General features: G+C 69.5%; 15 protein-coding genes and 1 tRNA gene. 3 read left to right on the top strand and 13 right to left on the bottom strand.

Features of this window, described 5'->3' with window-relative positions; translation table 11 throughout:
- From MCHUDSM44219_RS25715 to MCHUDSM44219_RS25690, 6 genes are all read right to left on the bottom strand, one after another.
- Positions 1 to 883 (bottom strand): serine/threonine-protein kinase (locus tag MCHUDSM44219_RS25715; protein ID WP_048421110.1); only part of this gene is annotated, 883 nt, incomplete at its 3' end.
- A 214-nt stretch (positions 884 to 1,097) separates the two neighbouring features.
- Positions 1,098 to 2,573, bottom strand: coding sequence for a D,D-transpeptidase PbpA (pbpA, locus tag MCHUDSM44219_RS25710; RefSeq protein ID WP_048421109.1), 1,476 nt, complete (start codon positions 2,571 to 2,573; stop codon positions 1,098 to 1,100).
- Positions 2,570 to 3,982 (bottom strand): peptidoglycan glycosyltransferase RodA, encoded by a 1,413-nt coding sequence (locus MCHUDSM44219_RS25705; protein ID WP_048421108.1) that lies wholly within the window; start codon positions 3,980 to 3,982, stop codon positions 2,570 to 2,572. The genes pbpA and MCHUDSM44219_RS25705 overlap by 4 nt, the downstream gene beginning before the upstream one ends.
- Complete coding sequence (locus MCHUDSM44219_RS25700) at positions 3,979 to 5,532, bottom strand: PP2C family protein-serine/threonine phosphatase (RefSeq protein ID WP_048421107.1); 1,554 nt, start codon at positions 5,530 to 5,532, stop codon at positions 3,979 to 3,981. Before MCHUDSM44219_RS25700 ends, MCHUDSM44219_RS25705 begins: the two co-directional genes overlap by 4 nt.
- Positions 5,529 to 5,993, bottom strand: coding sequence for an FHA domain-containing protein FhaB/FipA (locus MCHUDSM44219_RS25695; protein WP_048421106.1), 465 nt, complete (start codon positions 5,991 to 5,993; stop codon positions 5,529 to 5,531). Before MCHUDSM44219_RS25695 ends, MCHUDSM44219_RS25700 begins: the two co-directional genes overlap by 4 nt.
- 99 nt (positions 5,994 to 6,092) lie before the next feature.
- A complete protein-coding gene (locus tag MCHUDSM44219_RS25690; RefSeq protein ID WP_048421105.1) occupies positions 6,093 to 7,508 on the bottom strand; it encodes an FhaA domain-containing protein in 1,416 nt (471 codons plus the stop codon).
- Between the two features lie 227 nt (positions 7,509 to 7,735).
- Here MCHUDSM44219_RS25690 and MCHUDSM44219_RS25685 point away from each other — a divergent pair.
- Positions 7,736 to 7,821, top strand: a tRNA-Leu gene (locus MCHUDSM44219_RS25685).
- 85 nt (positions 7,822 to 7,906) lie between these two features.
- Here MCHUDSM44219_RS25685 and MCHUDSM44219_RS25680 read toward each other — a convergent pair.
- From MCHUDSM44219_RS25680 to MCHUDSM44219_RS29250, 3 genes are all read right to left on the bottom strand, one after another.
- Positions 7,907 to 8,932: an alcohol dehydrogenase catalytic domain-containing protein gene (locus MCHUDSM44219_RS25680; RefSeq protein WP_048421104.1), complete on the bottom strand. Its 1,026-nt coding sequence runs from the start codon at positions 8,930 to 8,932 to the stop codon at positions 7,907 to 7,909.
- 867 nt (positions 8,933 to 9,799) lie between these two features.
- On the bottom strand, positions 9,800 to 10,744 hold the full coding sequence (locus MCHUDSM44219_RS25675) for a GGDEF domain-containing protein (protein ID WP_236695585.1): 945 nt from the start codon (positions 10,742 to 10,744) through the stop codon (positions 9,800 to 9,802).
- Positions 10,745 to 10,879: 135 nt separating this feature from the next.
- Entirely contained in the window at positions 10,880 to 11,224 is a 345-nt protein-coding gene (locus MCHUDSM44219_RS29250) for a hypothetical protein (protein ID WP_082162402.1), read from the bottom strand.
- A 114-nt stretch (positions 11,225 to 11,338) separates the two neighbouring features.
- Between MCHUDSM44219_RS29250 and MCHUDSM44219_RS25670 the strand changes: the two genes are divergently transcribed.
- A complete protein-coding gene (locus MCHUDSM44219_RS25670; protein ID WP_048421102.1) occupies positions 11,339 to 11,608 on the top strand; it encodes a YdeI/OmpD-associated family protein in 270 nt (89 codons plus the stop codon).
- On the opposite strand, the gene MCHUDSM44219_RS25665 is transcribed toward MCHUDSM44219_RS25670, so the two are convergent.
- From MCHUDSM44219_RS25665 to MCHUDSM44219_RS25655, 3 genes are all read right to left on the bottom strand, one after another.
- Entirely contained in the window at positions 11,605 to 12,027 is a 423-nt protein-coding gene (locus tag MCHUDSM44219_RS25665) for a ChaB family protein (RefSeq protein ID WP_048421101.1), read from the bottom strand. The two genes, MCHUDSM44219_RS25670 and MCHUDSM44219_RS25665, sit on opposite strands and share 4 nt — an antisense overlap.
- A 103-nt stretch (positions 12,028 to 12,130) precedes the next feature.
- Positions 12,131 to 13,519, bottom strand: a complete 1,389-nt coding sequence (locus tag MCHUDSM44219_RS25660) for an FAD-dependent oxidoreductase (RefSeq protein WP_048421100.1) — start codon at positions 13,517 to 13,519, stop codon at positions 12,131 to 12,133.
- On the bottom strand, positions 13,516 to 14,748 hold the full coding sequence (locus MCHUDSM44219_RS25655) for an MFS transporter (protein WP_082162401.1): 1,233 nt from the start codon (positions 14,746 to 14,748) through the stop codon (positions 13,516 to 13,518). The genes MCHUDSM44219_RS25660 and MCHUDSM44219_RS25655 overlap by 4 nt, the downstream gene beginning before the upstream one ends.
- A 123-nt stretch (positions 14,749 to 14,871) precedes the next feature.
- Here MCHUDSM44219_RS25655 and MCHUDSM44219_RS25650 point away from each other — a divergent pair, with 123 nt between their 5' ends.
- Positions 14,872 to 15,846 carry a GlxA family transcriptional regulator gene (locus MCHUDSM44219_RS25650; RefSeq protein ID WP_048421098.1) on the top strand — a complete coding sequence of 325 codons (975 nt, stop codon included), beginning with the start codon at positions 14,872 to 14,874 and terminating at the stop codon, positions 15,844 to 15,846.
- Position 15,847: 1 nt separating this feature from the next.
- Here MCHUDSM44219_RS25650 and MCHUDSM44219_RS25645 read toward each other — a convergent pair whose 3' ends face one another.
- Positions 15,848 to 16,522 (bottom strand): cutinase family protein, encoded by a 675-nt coding sequence (locus MCHUDSM44219_RS25645; RefSeq protein ID WP_053081388.1) that lies wholly within the window; start codon positions 16,520 to 16,522, stop codon positions 15,848 to 15,850.
- Between the last annotated feature and the right edge of the window lie 90 nt (positions 16,523 to 16,612).

The raw sequence follows: 16,612 nt of genomic DNA, 5'->3' as shown, positions 1-16,612 counted from the left end.
CCGGCGCGGCGCGACCGATCGAGGGTGCGGCGTTGGGTCGCGGCGGGCGCCGGCCGGCGCGCACGGCGGCCACGGCATCGGCGAACGGGCCGCCCGACTTGTAACGCATGCCGGGGTTCTTCACCAGGGTGATCTCGATCAGCTCGCGCACGTTCGGCGGCAGGTCGGCCGGCAGCGGGGGAGGGTTCTCCTTGATGTGCTTCATCGCGACGGTCAGCGCGCCGTCCCCGGTGAACGGCCGCTTGCCCGAAACCGCTTCGTAGCCAACGACTCCCAGCGAGTACACGTCGCTGGCCGCGGTCGCGTCGTGCCCGAGGGCCTGCTCCGGCGCGATGTACTGCGCCGTGCCCATCACCATGCCGGTCTGCGTCACCGGGGCCGCGTCGACGGCCTTGGCGATGCCGAAGTCGGTGAGCTTCACCTGCCCGGTCGGGGTGATGAGGATGTTGCCCGGTTTGACGTCGCGGTGCACCAGGCCCGCGGTGTGCGCGACCTGCAGCGCGCGGCCCGTCTGCTCGAGCATGTCGAGCGCGTGCCGCAGCGACAGCCGGCCGGTGCGTTTGAGGACGGAGTTCAGCGGCTCGCCGTTGACGAGCTCCATCACGAGGTAGGCGGTGCGACCCTCGCCGTCGATGTCGGTCTCGCCGTAGTCGTAGACGCCGGCGATGCCGGGGTGGTTGAGCATCGCGACCGTGCGGGCCTCGGCGCGGAACCTCTCGACGAACTCCGCATCGGTGGAGTACTCGGCCTTGAGCACCTTGATCGCGACACGTCGGCCCAGCCGGGAGTCGACGCCTTCCCACACCTGGCCCATGCCGCCCGTGGCGATCAGGCGCTGCAGCCGGTACCGGCCCGACAGCGTCACTCCGACGCGCGGACTCATTGCTCGTCTCGCTTCGCTCGACTTCGACGGCTCATTGCTCGTCTCGCTTCGCTCGACTTCGACGGCTCATTGCTCGTCTCGCTTCGCTCGACTTCGACGGCTCATTNACTCATTGCTCGTCTCGCTTCGCTCGACTTCGACGGCTCATTGCTCGTCTCGCTTCGCTCGACTTCGACGGCTCATTGCTCGTCTCGCTTCGCTCGACTTCGGGGGCTCACGATGCCTCCCTCAACGCCGCCGCGATCGTCGCCCGCCCGATCGGCGCGGCCAGCGCGCCACCGGTCGCCTCGAGGCGGTTCCCGCCGTTCTCGACCAGCACCGCCACCGCGACCTTGGGTGCCTGAGCAGGCGCGAAGGCGATGTACCAGGCATGCGGGGGCGTGTTGCGCGGGTCAGTGCCATGCTCCGCAGTGCCGGTCTTGGATGCGATCTGCACGCCGGCGATGGCTCCCTTCTGCTGAGTCACCTGCTCGGCGGCGACCATCAAGTCCGTAAGTGTATCTGCGACCTGCTCGGGCACCGCTCGCCGCTCTTCGGTCGGCACGGTGGTGGCGATGTTCGCGAGGTCGGGTCCCTTGAGGCTGTCGACCAGGTACGGCTGCATCGTGATCCCCTTGTTCGCCACGGTCGCGGCGACCATCGCGTTCTGCAGTGGAGTCAGGGCGACGTCCTTCTGACCGATGCTCGTCATCCCCAGCGCCGCGGCGTCCGGGATCGGACCCAGCGTCGAATCGGCGACCTGCAGCGGAATCGCCGGCGGGGGCACGTCCACCCCGAATCCCTGCGCGACGGTGCGCAACCGGTCCGCGCCGGTGTTGATGCCCAGCTGAACGAACGCCGTGTTGCAGGAGTGCGCGAACGCATACTGCAGCGTCGCCGTGGGCCCGCCACCGCACGACGATCCGCCGAAGTTCTCCAGCGTTGCGGTGCTGTCGGGCAGGGCGATCTGCGGGGACGCGGTCAGCTGCGTGTCGGGTGTCGCGCCGGACTGCAGCGCCGCGGCGGTGGTGAGCACCTTGAACGTCGAACCGGGCGGGTACGTCTCGGAGATCGCGCGGTTCAGCAGCGGCGAGTCGGGGTCGTCGCGGAGCCGCTGCCACGCCTGCGACTGCTCGGCGACGTCGTGGGTGGCCAGCAGATTGGGGTCGTAGGAGGGTGCGGACACCATCGCCAGGATCTTGCCGGTCGAGGGCTCCAGCGCGACCACGGCGCCCTTGCACGGGCCGTTGCAGCCCTTCTCCATCGAGTCCCAGGCGGCCTGCTGCACCTCGGGTCGGATCGTGGTCGCGACGTTGCCGCCGCGGGGGTCGCGGCCGGTGAAGAAGTCGGCGAGCCGGCGCCCGAACAGGCGCTGGTCCGAACCGTTGAGGATGGTGTCCTCGGCGCGTTCCAGACCGGTGCTCGAGTAGCTCAGCGAGTAGAACCCGGTCACCGGCGCGTAGGCCAGCGGATTCGGATACACACGCAGGAACCGGAAGCGGCCTTCCGTCGACACCGAGTACGCCAGCAGCTGCCCGCCCGCGGAGATCTGGCCGCGCTGGCGGGAGTACTCGTCGAGCAGCACCCGCTGGTTGCGCGGATCCGAGCGCAGCCCGTCGGCGGTGAACACCTGCGTCAGGGTGGCGTTGGCGAGCAGCAGCACGATCAGAGCCATGATCATGACGGAGATGCGGCGCAGGGAGGTGTTCATACCTTCTCGATCACCTCGGTACTCGCCGCTGCGATCGGGCCCGGCGGAAGCGGGCGTGACTCCAGGGGCCTGCGGGCGTTGTGGGAGATCCGCACCAGGATCGCGAGCAGCAGGTAGTTGGCCACCAGCGACGAGCCGCCGTAGGACAGCCAGGGTGTGGTCAGGCCGGTCAGCGGGATCAGCTTGGTGACGCCGCCGACCACGATGAACAGCTGGATCCCCAGCGTGGCCGCCAGGCCGGCGGCCAGCAGCTTGCCGAAGCTGTCGCGCACGGCGATCGCGGTGCGCATCCCGCGGATCACCAGGATCGTGTAGAGCATCAGCACGGCGGCGAGCCCCACGAGGCCGAGTTCCTCGCCGACCGCCGCGACGATGAAGTCCGTGGACGCGGCCGGCACGGTGCCCGGCTGGCCGTTGCCCAGCCCGGTGCCGAAGATGCCGCCGGTCGCGAAGCTGAACAGCGACTGCACCATCTGGTAACCGGCGCCGTCGGGGTCGGCGAACGGGTCACGCCACGTCTCGACGCGCACGCGTACGTGGTCGAACACGAAGTACGCCGCGACACTGCCGACGGCGAACAGCGTCAACCCGAGCACCACCCAGCTGAATCGCTCGGTGGCGATGTACACCAGCACCAGGAACGACGCGTACAGCAGCAGCGAGGTGCCGAGGTCCTTCTCGAAGACCATCACGCCGATCGAGGCGATCCACGCGGCCAGCAGCGGCGCCAGATCCCGCGGCCGGGGCAGGTCCATGCCCAGTACGTGCTTGCCCGCGCTCGTGAACAGGCTGCGCTTGGACACCAACACCGAGGCGAAGAAAACCAGCAGCAGGATCTTGGAGAACTCGGCCGGCTGAATCGAGAAGCCCGGCAACCGAATCCAGATCTTCGCGCCGTTCTGCTCCGACATCGACCGGGGCAGGACCGCGGGGATGACGAGCAGGATCAGGCCGGTCAGCCCGCACACGTAGCCGTACCGGGACAGCAGCCGGTGGTCGCTCAGGAAGACGACCACCAGGGAGAACCCGATGACGCCGACCAGCGTCCACAACATCTGCTGGTTGGCGGTACCGCCCAGACCACGGGCGGTGGGTTCACCCGTGGCGAGGTCGAGGCGATGAATCATGACCAGCCCCAAGCCGTTCAGCAGGGCCACGATCGGGAGCAGCAGGGGGTCGGCGTACGGCGCGAAGCGCCGCACGGCCAGGTGCGCGCCGGCGAACAGCGCGAGGTAGGCGACCGTGTACTGGGCCAGATCCCAGCGCAGACCCTGCTCCTGGTTCGCCTCGACGAGCAGCAGCGCGATCGTGGTGATCAGCGCGGCGAAGCCGAGCAGGAACAGTTCGGCATTGCGGCGGTTCGGCAGTGCCGGGGTGACCTTCACCGGGGACTGCGGTTGTGTCGTCATGACACTTCCCGGCAGTTCGTTCCCGGTTCAGGTGGCGGGGGCGGCAGCGCCGTCACGGTGGGCGACGGGGTCGGCGACGGAGTGGGTGCCGGTGCGGGACCGGGCGGCGCGGGCGACGACGTCACGGTGCGCGGCGTCTCGGGCGCGGGCGGGGGAGCCGAGGTGCGTGAATCACCGCTGGGCGCAGGCGTTCCCGGGGCGGGCGTGGTCGAGGGGCGCGGCGCCGGCGGCGCGGACGACGCCGGAGGACGGCTGGACGTGGCGGGGGAGCGTGGCGCGCAGACCGGCAGCACCGAACTGCGGGACAGTTCCTCGATCTGACCGATGGCGTCGTCGAGGGTGCCCGAGGGGAGACCCGCGATCACCTGGGCGCGTTCGGAGGGACGCATGTCGTCGACGCCGAGCAGCCGGCAGCCAAGGTTGTCGCGCGACTGGTCGGCGCTGATCAGGGACAGCTCGTTGCGGGCGTTCAGGCAGCCCAGCAGATACGGCTCCTGGAGCGAGATCCCGAGAAAGGAGCCCTGAACACCACGCATGATCGAGACGATGCCGTCGTGTTCGCTGACGTAGTAGTTGTTGCGGACGATTTCACGGGCGACCGCCAAGCCGGCGAGGACCGCCAGCACCAGCACCGCGGCCGCGAGGTAGATGCGGCGTCGCGAGCGTGGACGCGGCGGGGGTTCCTCGGGTTGCGGCACAACACGTTTGGCGGTGTTGCGTTTCGGATTGAACGCCGACGCCCGGCCCGCCGCGGTGTTCGGCGGCGCGCTCTGGTCGTCGTCGCCGGAGACCGCGCCGGCCAGGATCGGCTGGGTCTGGCCGTAGTCGTGGGAGTTGACGTCCACCACGTCGGCGACCACCACGGTCACGTTGTCGGGGCCGCCGCCGCGCAGCGCCAATTCGATGAGCCGGTCGGCACTTTCGGCGACGTCGGGGATCTGCAGCGCCTCGGCGATGGTGTCGTGGCTGACCGGGTCGGACAGGCCGTCGGAGCACAGCAGGTAGCGGTCGCCGGCGCGAGCCTCGCGCATGATCAGCGTCGGCTCCACCTCGTGACCGGTGAGCGCCCGCATGATCAGCGATCGCTGCGGATGGCTGTGCGCTTCTTCCGCGGTGATGCGTCCCTCATCGACCAGGGTCTGGACGAAGGTGTCGTCCTTGGTGATCTGGGTGAGTTCGCCGTCGCGCATCAGGTAGCCGCGCGAGTCGCCGATGTGGGCCAGGCCAAGACGGTTGCCCGCGAACAGGACTGCGGTGAGCGTGGTGCCCATGCCGTCCAGCTCGGGGTCGGCCTCGACGTGTGCGGCGATCGCCGTGTTCCCCTCGCGTATCGCGGCATCGAGCTTGCTGAGCAGGTCGCCGCCCGGCTCGTCGTCGTCGAGATGGGCCAGCGCCGCGATCACCAGTTGAGACGCCACCTCGCCGGCGGCGTGGCCGCCCATGCCGTCGGCGAGCGCCAGCAGCCGGGCCCCGGCGTACACCGAGTCCTCGTTGTTGGCGCGCACCAGCCCCCGGTCGCTGCGGGCCGCGTATCGGAGCACGAGGGTCACGGGCGCAACTCGATCACCGTCTTGCCGATCCGCACCGGTGTGCCCATCGGAACTCGTACCGCCGTCGTCACCTTCGCCCTGTCGAGGTATGTACCGTTGGTCGATCCTAGGTCCTCTACGTACCATTCCGGACCTCGCGGCGAGAGCCGGGCATGGCGCGTCGACGCGTAGTCGTCTGTCAGCACCAGAGTGGAGTCATCGGCGCGACCGATCAGCACCGGCTGGGTGCCCAGCGGGATGCGCGTGCCTGCCAGCGCACCCTCGGTGACGACGAGCTGACGGGCGACGTTGCGTGCTCGGTTGGGCAGCAGCGACCCGCGCAGCGCCAGCCCGCGGCGAACCATCACCGCGCCGGTGGGCGCGTAGATGTCCGTGCGCAGGATGCGCAGCACCGACCAGATGAACAACCAGAGCAGCAACAGGAAGCCGACGCGCGTCAGCTGCAGTATCAGCCCCTGCATCCGACGTCCTCTCCGTCCCCGTCACTGCGGCACCGCCACCATACGTGGGCGGCGGTCGACGTGAGGACCACGCGACCGCTACCCCCGTGCGTGCGAGCCTCAGTGAACGCGGACGATGATCTCGGAGTGGCCCAGCCGGATGACGTCGCCGTCGGCCAGCTGCCACTCCTGGACCGGCGCGTTGTTCACCGTGGTGCCGTTGGTGGAGTTGAGGTCTGACAATAGCGCCACCTGGCCGTCCCAGCGGATCTCCAGATGCCGACGGGACACCCCCGTGTCGGGCAGGCGGAACTGAGCGTCCTGGCCGCGGCCGATCACGTTGGCGCCTTCGCGCAACTGGTAGGTCCGGCCGCTGCCGTCGTCGAGCTGCAGCGTCACCGTCGAACCCGCCGAGGGGTACTCACCCTGGCCGGCTCCGTACCCGGCGCCGTAGCCGCCGGCTCCGTAACCCTGCTCGCCGTAACCCTGCTCGCCGTAACCGGCCGGGGCCTCGCCGCCGTAGCGTCCGTAGTCGGGCTGACCGTACTCCTGACGACCGTAGTTCTGGCCGCCGCCGTAGCCGCCCTGATCCGGGTAGCCACCCTGGTCGGGGTAGCCGCCCTGATCGGGGTAGGACGGGCGGGCCGGCGGACGACCGTAGTCGTAGTCACCGGCGGGCGCGCCGTAGCCCTGCTGACCGCCGCCGGGAGGCGGACCGTATCCGCCGGGCGTGGGCCGGTAGCCCTGGTCCTGGTAGCCGCCCTGCGGCGGACCGTAACCGGCCGGGGGACGCTGCTCGTAGGACGGCGGGGGATAGCCCTGATCCGGGTAGCCACCCTGATCCGGGTAACCGCCCTGCTCGGGATAGCCGCCCCGCGGGGGGTACCCCTGGTCGCCGTGCGGCGGGTAGCCGCCCTGGTCGGCAGGCGGGTAACCGCCTTGGTCCGCGGGCGGGTAGCCACCCTGATCAGCGGGCGGGTAGCCGCCGCGCTGGTCGTCCGGGCGGTTGTACCGGTCGTCCTCGGGACGGTTGTAGTAGTCGTCCCCGGGCCGGCCCGGCCCCTGGCCGCCGCGGTAGGTCGGATTGTCGCTCATCGCTGGTACTCCTGGTTCTGCGTGGGACGAGAGGTCTCGAGGTGGTGGGGCGGGTACGCCCGTGGTCGAGTCGGGATTGACCACACCGCGCGCGCGAAACTGTCCGGTGTGCAGGTCGGGCGATTGCTCGAATCGGACAACCACCTCACCATACGTTTGCCATCTGCGCTCATGGATGTAGCCCTCCAGGTGCTTGGCGAACGTGGTCGGGGTGATGTCCGGGTCGGCACTCACCTTCTGATAGTCAGGCACACTGAGGGTAATGACGTAGTCGTTCGGCGCCAAAACGCGGCCGCCGTGCACCTCACGGGCGCCGGAGTCGGCTTCGCGTCGCAGCAGCGACTCGACCTCGGCCGGGACGATCGATCCGCCGAATACCCGGGCGAACGCGTTGCCGACCGAATCCTCGAGCTTGCGCTCGAAACGATCGACCAGACCCATGTCCCCGATCGCCTCCCTCGACAACGAAATGCCGCCAGCGTGTCGGCTGGCAGCGATGCTTCCAAGCATGGTATCGGCCACCAATACCCAGACGTGACCAACAGAACTCTGAGAATCACGTCGCCGCAGGTCAGGTGCTTGTGGGCAGCCGTTTTGGCGTTCTGCGGGGTGCGCAAGTACGGTTGGAGCGCGGGTCGGCCTGCGTGATAGGCTTCCCCGGTTGTTTCGGGCGAGTGGCGGAATGGCAGACGCGCTGGCTTCAGGTGCCAGTGTCCTTCGGGACGTGGGGGTTCAAGTCCCCCTTCGCCCACCACGTGACAGAGGCCACGGATTCTTCGGAGTCCGTGGCCTCTGTGCTTCGCGGGAACGTCCGCCGTCGCCGGGCGTGCTCCACCGGGTCAGATCGAGGCAGGCATCTCCAGCACGACGCGGAACCGCGCTTTGCCGGACATCATCCGCTCGTACGCGCGGGGTGCGTCGTCGAATCCCATGACCTCGGTCATCGGGGCGACGCCGGCGGCGACGCTGAACGCCAGGCAGTCCTCGTTCTCGATGGCGGACCCGGTGAGACTTCCTTCGATGCGGCGGCCGCCGAAGATCAGCGTCGCCGTGTCGACCTCCAGCGGATCGGGTGCCGCGCCGACCACCATCAGCTGACCGCGGGGCCGCAGCCCGGCGACGAGGGGACTCATGGAGCTCCCGCTGGCCGCGGTCGCGATGACGGCCGAGGCACCGCCCAGAGCGACGAGCGCGGCGCCGGGATCGTCGGCGGCGCTGTCGATGTAATGATCGGCGCCAAGGGTTTCCGCAAGCCCGGCCTTCTCTGCGCCGCGCGCCACCGCCGCGACCCGGAAGCCGAGTTTCTTGGCGTACTGCACACCGAGATGGCCCAGACCGCCCAGACCCTGGATCGCGACGAGCGCACCCGGTCCGGCGTCGGTGGACCGCAGAGCGTTGAACGTGGTGACGCCTGCGCACAGCAGCGGTGCGGCGTCGGACGCCGACACCGCATCGGGTACCCGGACCAGGCCGGTCGCGCGTCCGTAGAACACCTCGGCGTATCCGCCATCCTCGGTGGTGCCCGGCTGCGGCTGATCGGTGCAGTTGACGAAATCGCCACGGCGGCAGAACTCGCACGCATTGCATTGCCCGCCCAGGAATCCCATGCCGACCCGATCACCGACGTTCCACCCCGTCACCCCGTCGCCCACGGCGTCGACGACGCCGACGATCTCGTGGCCGGGCACCACCGGCGAGGACGGATCGGGCCGCTGACCCTCGACGGCCAGCACGTCGCTGTGGCAGACACCGCAACTCTGGACCCGCACGCGGACCCGGCCGTATTCGGGCTCGGCCAGCTCGCGGTCGACGAGTTCGAACTGGCGTTGGCCGGTGACCTGATAGGCCCGGTAGGTCGAGGACATGGCGTGACTATCGCACACCGGCGCATCGGGCGGCATCCGTCGGAAGGCGGTCCCGAAGTGGTTGCCGCCGAACGTCTACGGAGAAGGTCCGCCGCGGTCAGGCCGCTTGGTCGTCGGGGGTGCGGGTCCGCCGGGTTGGGCGGGAACAACGTCAGGTCGGCGGCGTTCTCGACGTCGGTGGGCCCGCGCCGACGGCGGTGCGGACCAGGTCGACCTCGAACTGTTCGGACATACATTCGACCACCGACAAGTCCGCCGAAGGTGTTGGTAGGGAACAGGTATGAAGAAATTTCCCGATCCCGAACCCTTGAATCCGACGTGCTGCGGTGGTAAGAGATGTGTTATCGGCGACATAGGTCATCTCGAGGCGAGGTGGATGTGGTGTTGATGAAGACCCGGGGCGACATCGAGTGCCCGGCGGTGACGTACGCAGAAGCGATCGTGCACGCCGCCTGGCTGCGCGACTCGCACTGCGAGCGTCCCGCGGCGCTGCGGGTCGCACCTCGGACACGAACGATCACACTGACCCTGCCGCGCAGTCATTCTCGCCCGGTCGGTGCCGGTGAACACTCCCGGCCCGATGAACCGTCCCCCTGGGTGTGGCCTCGGCAGCGCTCACCTCCGGCGCTGAGAAGGCCGTCCCGCGACGTCGACTGGAACAGGAGGTGGTGAGCCACGAACGATGCCTGAATGAACCCGATGAGAGTGCTGGGCGTACGTGCCGTCCACGAACATTGCTACGTCGGAAAAGGCGCCCGACCCTGGGCGCACCGCCACGTGCCGTGGCCGTATACGTAGTCCGCACGAACGTTCCGTGCTCTCCGGCGGGCCGCGCCTACCCCGGCGCGGCCCGCTTGCTTTTCGGCGTCAGTGCACGCTTCCGTAGTGGTGACATCGATTGCCGCCCTGGCGTTTTGCGTTGTACATCGCCTGATCGGCGGCGACGATCAGGCGGTCCAGCAGGTCATTGTGGGATCGCGGGGTCAGCGCGGCGAGGTCGGCGAACGACGTGCCGATGCTGGCCGTGACGGACACCGGGAGACCGGCGATGACCGCGCACAGCTCCTCGTAACGGGCGACGACGTCGTGCGCGGATGCGAAGTCGGCGAACAGGAACTCCTCCCCGCCGCTTCGCGCGATGACCGCGCTCGGAGTCGCCGTCGCGCGCAGGGCTTCGGCGACGGCGACGAGGGCCTGGTCTCCCGCCGCGTGCCCGTGAGTGTCGTTGATGGCTTTGAAATCGTCGAGATCGAGCAGCGCGGTGAGCAGGTAGCCGCCCTTGCCCTGGTGGTTCGAAAGACGGCCGCCGACGGTCCTGCGGAAGGCGCGACGGTTGAGGAGTCCGGTCAGCGGGTCGAGATCGGCTGCGGCCAGGTCGCCGCGCAGGGTTCGGACCAGGCTGTAGAGCGCGAGCGCGACGCAGATGCTGCACTGGAGAATGAGGAACAGATCGACCGCCGCCAGTGCGAGCCGCCCCTGCGCGGCGAGCCCGGCTGCCTGGTCGACGGCGACGGCCGCGACGACCAGCAGAACGCCGGCGACCACTTCGGGTGAGTGGAAGAACGCCGCGTAGCCGACGATGGTGGTGAAGGCGATGCAGCCCAGCAGCGCGGCCAGCGGATCGGGATAAGCCAGGCACGCCGCGGTGATCGACACCGTGGTCACGGCGACGAACGCCAGCGACATCGCGTGCGTGGGCCATCGCCACAGCCACAGCGCGGTCCCGAACATCCCGCCGGCGAACGCGACCCACATCAGCGCCCGTTCGTCCGCCTCCTGCGGTCCGCCGGCACCGAAGAGCAGTATCAGCACCCCAGCTGCCATCGCCGCACTGGTCACGGCGAGCCACAACCGGGTCCGTCGCGCGACCCCACGCGCGACCAGGTACTCGCTCAGCCAGAGATGGTGCTCAGCGGAACGGCGAAGCCGCCTCATCCCCCGTGCCGGCTACGACCGCTGCCCGGGCGGCGGACCGCCCGGTGGCGGGGCCTGCTGGGGCCAACCGGGTGCCGGGTACGGGTAGGGCGGTGGCGGCTGGGGCGGCCAGGTCCCGCCCGGCGGGGCGGGGTAGGGCGGCTGCGGCGGCCACGGCGCCTGAGGTGGCGGGAACTGCTGGTAGTAGGCGGGAGGGTACGGATTCTGCGGCGGCTTTGGCGCGCGGGCGCTGCGGACCGCCCACACGATGAGCCAGATGAGCCCGCCGACGATGGCCACTTGGACGACCATCGCCCCCACCAGCCGTCCGGGGTGCTCAGGCACCGCCAGGTCCGTCGCCAGTTGCAGAATCGACACTGCTCTCCCCCCGTCGGTTCGAACGACCGCGGCACACGCTGCCATCAGCATATGGCGCGATCGAAAGCCCGCGGACACCAATTGGGCGTTCGCCGACGGGGTTAATCTGAGGCCGTGAGCAACGCGACCGTCCTCGGCGGAGTCGTCCACGACATGCCCGATGACCTGCGGACGGCGCTGGGCGCCAACCCCTCGGCGCTGGCGGCATGGAACGACATCACACCGTTGGCGCGCAACGAGTTCATCTGCTGGGTCACCGATGCCAAGCAGGCCACGACCCGCGAGCGCCGCATCCGCCGCACCCAGGAGGAACTCGAAGAGGGCAAGCGCCGGCCGTGCTGCTGGCCCGGGTGCAAGCACCGAGAGCGGACCGGCAGGGCCTAGCTGCGGGACTTGCGGCTCTCCCGCCTGTTCGCCTTCTTGATCTCCTCCACGAGTTCGTCTTTCGACATCCGTGAGCGGCCTGCGATGTTCAGCCGCTTGGCCACGTCGACGAGGTGCTTCTTGGTGGCGTTGGCGTTGACGCCCTCGGCCGTTTCCCCCGCCGCGTTCGGGCCGCCGCTTTCGGCCCGCTCGTCGGAGGGGCCGCGCTGCTCCTTCTCCTCCCAGTGGTCGCCGACCTTCTCGTAGCTGTGCTTGAGTGCGCTGTAGGCGACGCGGTAGGCGCGCTCGCCCTCGCCGTACTCCTCGGCGGCGGCGTCGTGCGCCTTGGCGAACGTGCGCTTCGCCTTGTCCTCGGATTTCTGCAGCGTGCTCGGGAGTTCGCTCTCCTTGGCCTTGCCCGACTTGGTGGTCTTCGGCATCGCGGCCGTCCCTTCTCGGAAACAGTTGTGCGCCGGACTCACTGGACGCCTACAGGACCACGAATACCCCGACGAACGCGATCGACACGGCTTTCGCCGTGAATCAGTGCAGCGCGCCGAAGAGCTGGTTGAACGCCTCGGTCATCGACGGGTGGGTGTAGATCTCGTCGCGCAACGCCGACGCCGTGATGCCGTGGCGCATCGCGAGCGCGACGGTGTTGATGACCTCGTGCGAGTCGTAGGACAGCAGCGCAGCGCCGAGGATCTCGTCGGTGGCCGCGTCGACGACCACCTTCATCATGCCCGCGGTCTCCTCGACGATCCGGGCGCGCGGAACGGTTGCCATGTCGGCGACGCGCATCGCCGCGGTCTTGATGGAACGCCCCTCCTCGAGCGCCGCGCGTTCGGTGAGGCCGACGCGCGAGAGCGGGGGAGTGAGGAACAGGGTGTACGGCACCGCCGTGCGGTCGGTGGTGCTGCGCGCACCGGTGCCGGTGAGCTGGTCGAGCACGATCCGGTGATCGTCGAGGGAGACGTAGGTGAACTGCGGGCCGCCGTTGACGTCGCCGACGGCGAAGATGTGCGGCTGGCTGGTGCGCAGGTGCTCGTCGACCGAGATCGCGCCGCGCGCAGTGACTTCCACACCGGCTCGGTCCAGGGCGAGGGACTCGGTCGCGGGTGTCCGGCCGAGCGCGACCAGGATCGTGTCGGCCGGCAGCGTCTCCGGCCCTGCCTCCGTGTGGAAAGCCACGGTGCTGGTGCCGTCCCCCTGATCGTCGACGCGGTCGATGACGGCCGAGGTCACGATCCGCACGCCGGCGGCCTCCATCACCTCCCGGGCGCAGGCGGCGACGTCGGGATCCTCTTGGCCGAGAATGTCGGCGTGACGCTCGAGGACGGTGACCTCGGAGCCGTAGGCGGCGTACATCGCGGCGAACTCCATGCCGATGTACCCGCCGCCGAGCACGACCAGCCGGTCGGGCAGGCGGTCCAGGACGAGCATCTCGGTGCTCGTCGCGATGTTCGTCGCGTCGCGCAGCCCCGGGATGTCGGGGATGACGGCGTGCGAACCGGTGCCCACCACGATGTGGCGGCCGGTGACGGTGACGGTTCCGCGGTCGACGGTGTGCACCTCGATGGTGTGTGCGTCCCGGAACACCGCCTCGCCGGTCAGCACCGCGGCGGCGTCGAGGGTGTCGAGCATGGCGAAGTTGGCGGCACGCAGCGTCGAGGTGAGCTGTGCGGTGGCGGCCACGGCGTCCCGGTAGTGCTGCGGATGGGCGCCGGGCGCCAGGTGTTCGGACCGCGTGATGAGCGCCTTCGTCGGTACGCATCCGGTGTTGATGCAGGTGCCGCCGTACATCATCGGCGACCGCTCCACCATGACCACCGACCGGCCCTGCCGGGCGAGCGTGGCGGCCAGCGTTTTGCCGCCTTTGCCGTAGCCGATCACCACGAGGTCGGCGTCGAGATGGGTGTCGGTAGCGGTCACTGGGCGTTCCTTCGCACGGCTGTACACATTACGGCGGCCAGCAGGCACAGGCCGGCTGCGAGGTGGAACGCCAGGGTGTAGTCACCTTTCATGTCGCGGAGCCAACCGGCGCCGGCCGCCGCGACGGCGGCACCGAGCTGGTGCGACGCGAAGATCCACCCGAACACGACCGGTGTGTTGTCGCCGAAGTAGTTGCGGCACAACGCGATCGTCGGTGGAACGGTGGCGACCCAGTCGAGGCCGTAGAAGATGATGAACACCCACATGCTGGGTTCCGCGCGGGGTGATAGCAGGGTGGGCAGCAGCAGGAGCGACACCCCGCGGCCGGTGTAGTAGACCACCAGCAGCACCCGCGGGTCGACGCGGTCGGTGAGCCAGCCGGAGAAGATCGTGCCGGCCACGTCGAGCACGCCGATCACCGCGAGCAGGCTCGCGGCCACGGTGGTCGGCATTCCGTGGTCGTTGGCGGCGGGGATGAAGTGTGTACCGATCAGACCGTTGGTGGTCATCCCGCAGATGGCGAAGCTGCCGGCGAGCAGCCAGAACGCGGGCACCCGCGCACCGCGCTGCAGACCGGAGAACGCTGCGGCGAAGCTGCTGCCCGGCGGGGTCGGCGCGGGCCCGGCAGGCACCGTCGGCGCCTGTCCGTACGGCTCCAATCCCTTGTCCTGCGGCCAGTTCCGCATCAGGGCGAGCACCAGCGGGACCACCGCGAGAGCGGCCGCGGCCACGAGCAACGAGGCCCACCGCCAGCCGTGCCGGGTGGTGACCGTGGCGACCACCGGCAGGAAGATCAACTGTCCCGTCGCGCTGGCCGCGGTGAGGATGCCTGTGACGAGACCCCGGTGGGCGACGAACCAGCGGGTGGCGATCGTCGCGACGAAGCCCATGGAGATGGCGCCCGTCCCCGTACCGACGAGGACGCCCCACAGCAGGACCAGCTGCCAGCTGGCGACCATCAGCACGCTCAACGCGCTGCCCGCGGCGATCATGCTCAACGCCACAGTCAGCACCGGCCGGATCCCGAATCGATCCATCAGGGCCGCGGCGAAGGGAGCGGTCAGCCCGAACAACGTCATGTTGACCGACATCGCGAGCCCGACAACGCCGTGCGACCAGCCGAACTCGTGGTGCAGGGGGTTCATCATGACGCCGGGAACCGAGCGGAATCCGGCAGCGCCGAGGATCGCGACGAAGCTGACGGCGGCCACCACCCACGCCCAGTGCATGCGGGGATCGACGCGTCGGCGCGCTCGAGCGGTGACGGTCACCGGACGACTATCGCCGAGGGATCCCAGCCACACCAGTGGCAAGACTGCCGATATTCGTCAAGAACATGCCAAGCTGGAGGGATGAATCGTCGGCACAAGGTGGTCGTTCTGCTGGTTGATCCGGTGGTGGGCTTCGATGCGGCGATCGCGCCGACGTTGTTCGGCGCCGCCGAAGCAGACGGCGAACCGCTGTACGAGGTCGTGACGTGCGGCGCCACCTGCGATCCGGTGCCGTCGACCAATGGGTACGTCATCGTGCCGCAGGCCGGTCCGGAGGCGCTCGACGGCGCGGACACCGTGATCATCCCGGGCACCCGCAACACAGCCGTGCGTCGTGAGGGCCGGCTCGACGACGAGGTCGGCGCAGCCGTCGCGCGCATCCCCGCCGGTGCGCGGGTCGTGTCGATCTGTACCGGTGCCTTCGTGCTGGCGGCGGCGGGACTGCTCGACGGGCGCGTCGCCACCACCCACTGGCGGTACGCCGACGGCCTCCGCGCGCTGCACCCGGCGGTGCACGTCGATGAGAACGTGCTGTTCGTCGACGACGGCGACATCCTGACCTCCGCCGGACTGGCGGCGGGTATCGACCTGTGCCTGCACATCATCCGGCGCGACCACGGCGGACAGGTGGCCAATGCCGTCGCCCGCTTCTGCGTGGTGCCGCCATGGCGGGAGGGCGGCCAGGCGCAGTTCATCGAAACGCCGCTGCCCCGCGATGACTCCGCGTCGACGGCCGCCACCCGTGGCTGGGCGTGCGCCCATCTGCAGGAGCCGTTGACCATCGAGCACCTCGCCCGGCATGCCGGCATGAGCACCCGGACGTTCATCCGCAGGTTCCGGGAGGAGACCGCGCAGCCGCCCGGGGTGTGGCTGCGCAACCGGCGACTCGACCGGGCGCGCGAACTGCTGGAAGGCCACGACCTCAGCATCGACGAAGTCGCCCGTCAGTCGGGATTGGGCTCAGGGGCCAATCTGCGCCATCATCTGCGGCGGGGGCTCGGCATGTCGCCCTCGAATTACCGAAAGACGTTCGCGGACAGAGAATTCGACCGGTGACTCAACCCGCTTGGGACGTCGGCTTGGGGCTCGCGGCGATCTTGCTCGCGGCGAAATCCGCCGCCTGACCGACCAGACCGTCGGAGATGTAGCGAGCGTGGGCACCGATGTCGTTGCCGGGGGAGCAGACGAAGTCGTCCGGCACGCACAGCTCGATGGTCTTGGGTTGGTACAGCGAACCGATCTTGACCTCCGGCTGCTGGATGACGGTCATGAACCGATCCGACGGTGTGCCCAGCAGTGCCACCGCGGCGACGTGGTTGGCGATGTCGGGAGGCATCGGCTGCGGCACCTCGGAGGCCGACACGCCGTCGGGGATCAATTCGGTTGTCACGAAGCCCATCACGGCCGCGCCCTGGGAATACCCGCCGAGCACCATGTGGGTGTCGGGGCACGCTGCCGCGGTCCTCTGGACCTGCGTGCTGGCGTCGACCACACCCTGCAGTGCGGTGGGGAAGTCGGGGCTCGCGGGGTAGTCGACGGGGTACACCGCCACCGACCGCGGACCGACGCGGGCCTTGAGGTCGTCGACGAACGCCTGGCCCATCGCGCCCAGCCCCGGGGGTTCGGTGGTGCCGCGGGCGAAAAGCACCTGCACATCGGGACACCCGGGCGGCGGAGCCGCGGCGTCGAGCGGCGCGGCGGCCGCGGAGATCAGGAACTCGGGGTCGGGCATCTCGTGGAACAGCTCCTCGACGCTGCCGGCCAAAGCCGGCCGCACGGTCTTGCGTTCGGCGATGCCGCCCACTCCGTGGCGGCGGTGACG

It is taken from the genome of Mycolicibacterium chubuense (assembly GCF_001044255.1).
GTDB classification, from domain to species: domain Bacteria; phylum Actinomycetota; class Actinomycetes; order Mycobacteriales; family Mycobacteriaceae; genus Mycobacterium; species Mycobacterium chubuense.
Note: the sequence above shows the minus strand (reverse complement) of the source record. Positions and strands in the feature narration are given on the sequence as shown.

Excerpts from the sequence above, each read along its gene's own strand:
- pbpA (WP_048421109.1), bottom strand. The coding sequence starts at position 2,573 with ATGAACACCTCCCTGCGCCGCATCTCCGTCATGATCATGGCTCTGATC.
- MCHUDSM44219_RS25705 (WP_048421108.1), bottom strand. The coding sequence starts at position 3,982 with ATGACGACACAACCGCAGTCCCCGGTGAAGGTCACCCCGGCACTGCCG.
- MCHUDSM44219_RS25680 (WP_048421104.1), bottom strand. The coding sequence starts at position 8,932 with ATGTCCTCGACCTACCGGGCCTATCAGGTCACCGGCCAACGCCAGTTC.
- MCHUDSM44219_RS25695 (WP_048421106.1), bottom strand. The coding sequence starts at position 5,993 with ATGCAGGGGCTGATACTGCAGCTGACGCGCGTCGGCTTCCTGTTGCTG.
- MCHUDSM44219_RS25665 (WP_048421101.1), bottom strand. The coding sequence starts at position 12,027 with ATGCCGAAGACCACCAAGTCGGGCAAGGCCAAGGAGAGCGAACTCCCG.
- MCHUDSM44219_RS25645 (WP_053081388.1), bottom strand. The coding sequence starts at position 16,522 with ATGCCCGACCCCGAGTTCCTGATCTCCGCGGCCGCCGCGCCGCTCGAC.
- MCHUDSM44219_RS25655 (WP_082162401.1), bottom strand. The coding sequence starts at position 14,748 with ATGCACTGGGCGTGGGTGGTGGCCGCCGTCAGCTTCGTCGCGATCCTC.
- MCHUDSM44219_RS25690 (WP_048421105.1), bottom strand. The coding sequence starts at position 7,508 with ATGGGTCTGGTCGATCGTTTCGAGCGCAAGCTCGAGGATTCGGTCGGC.
- MCHUDSM44219_RS25650 (WP_048421098.1), top strand. The coding sequence starts at position 14,872 with ATGAATCGTCGGCACAAGGTGGTCGTTCTGCTGGTTGATCCGGTGGTG.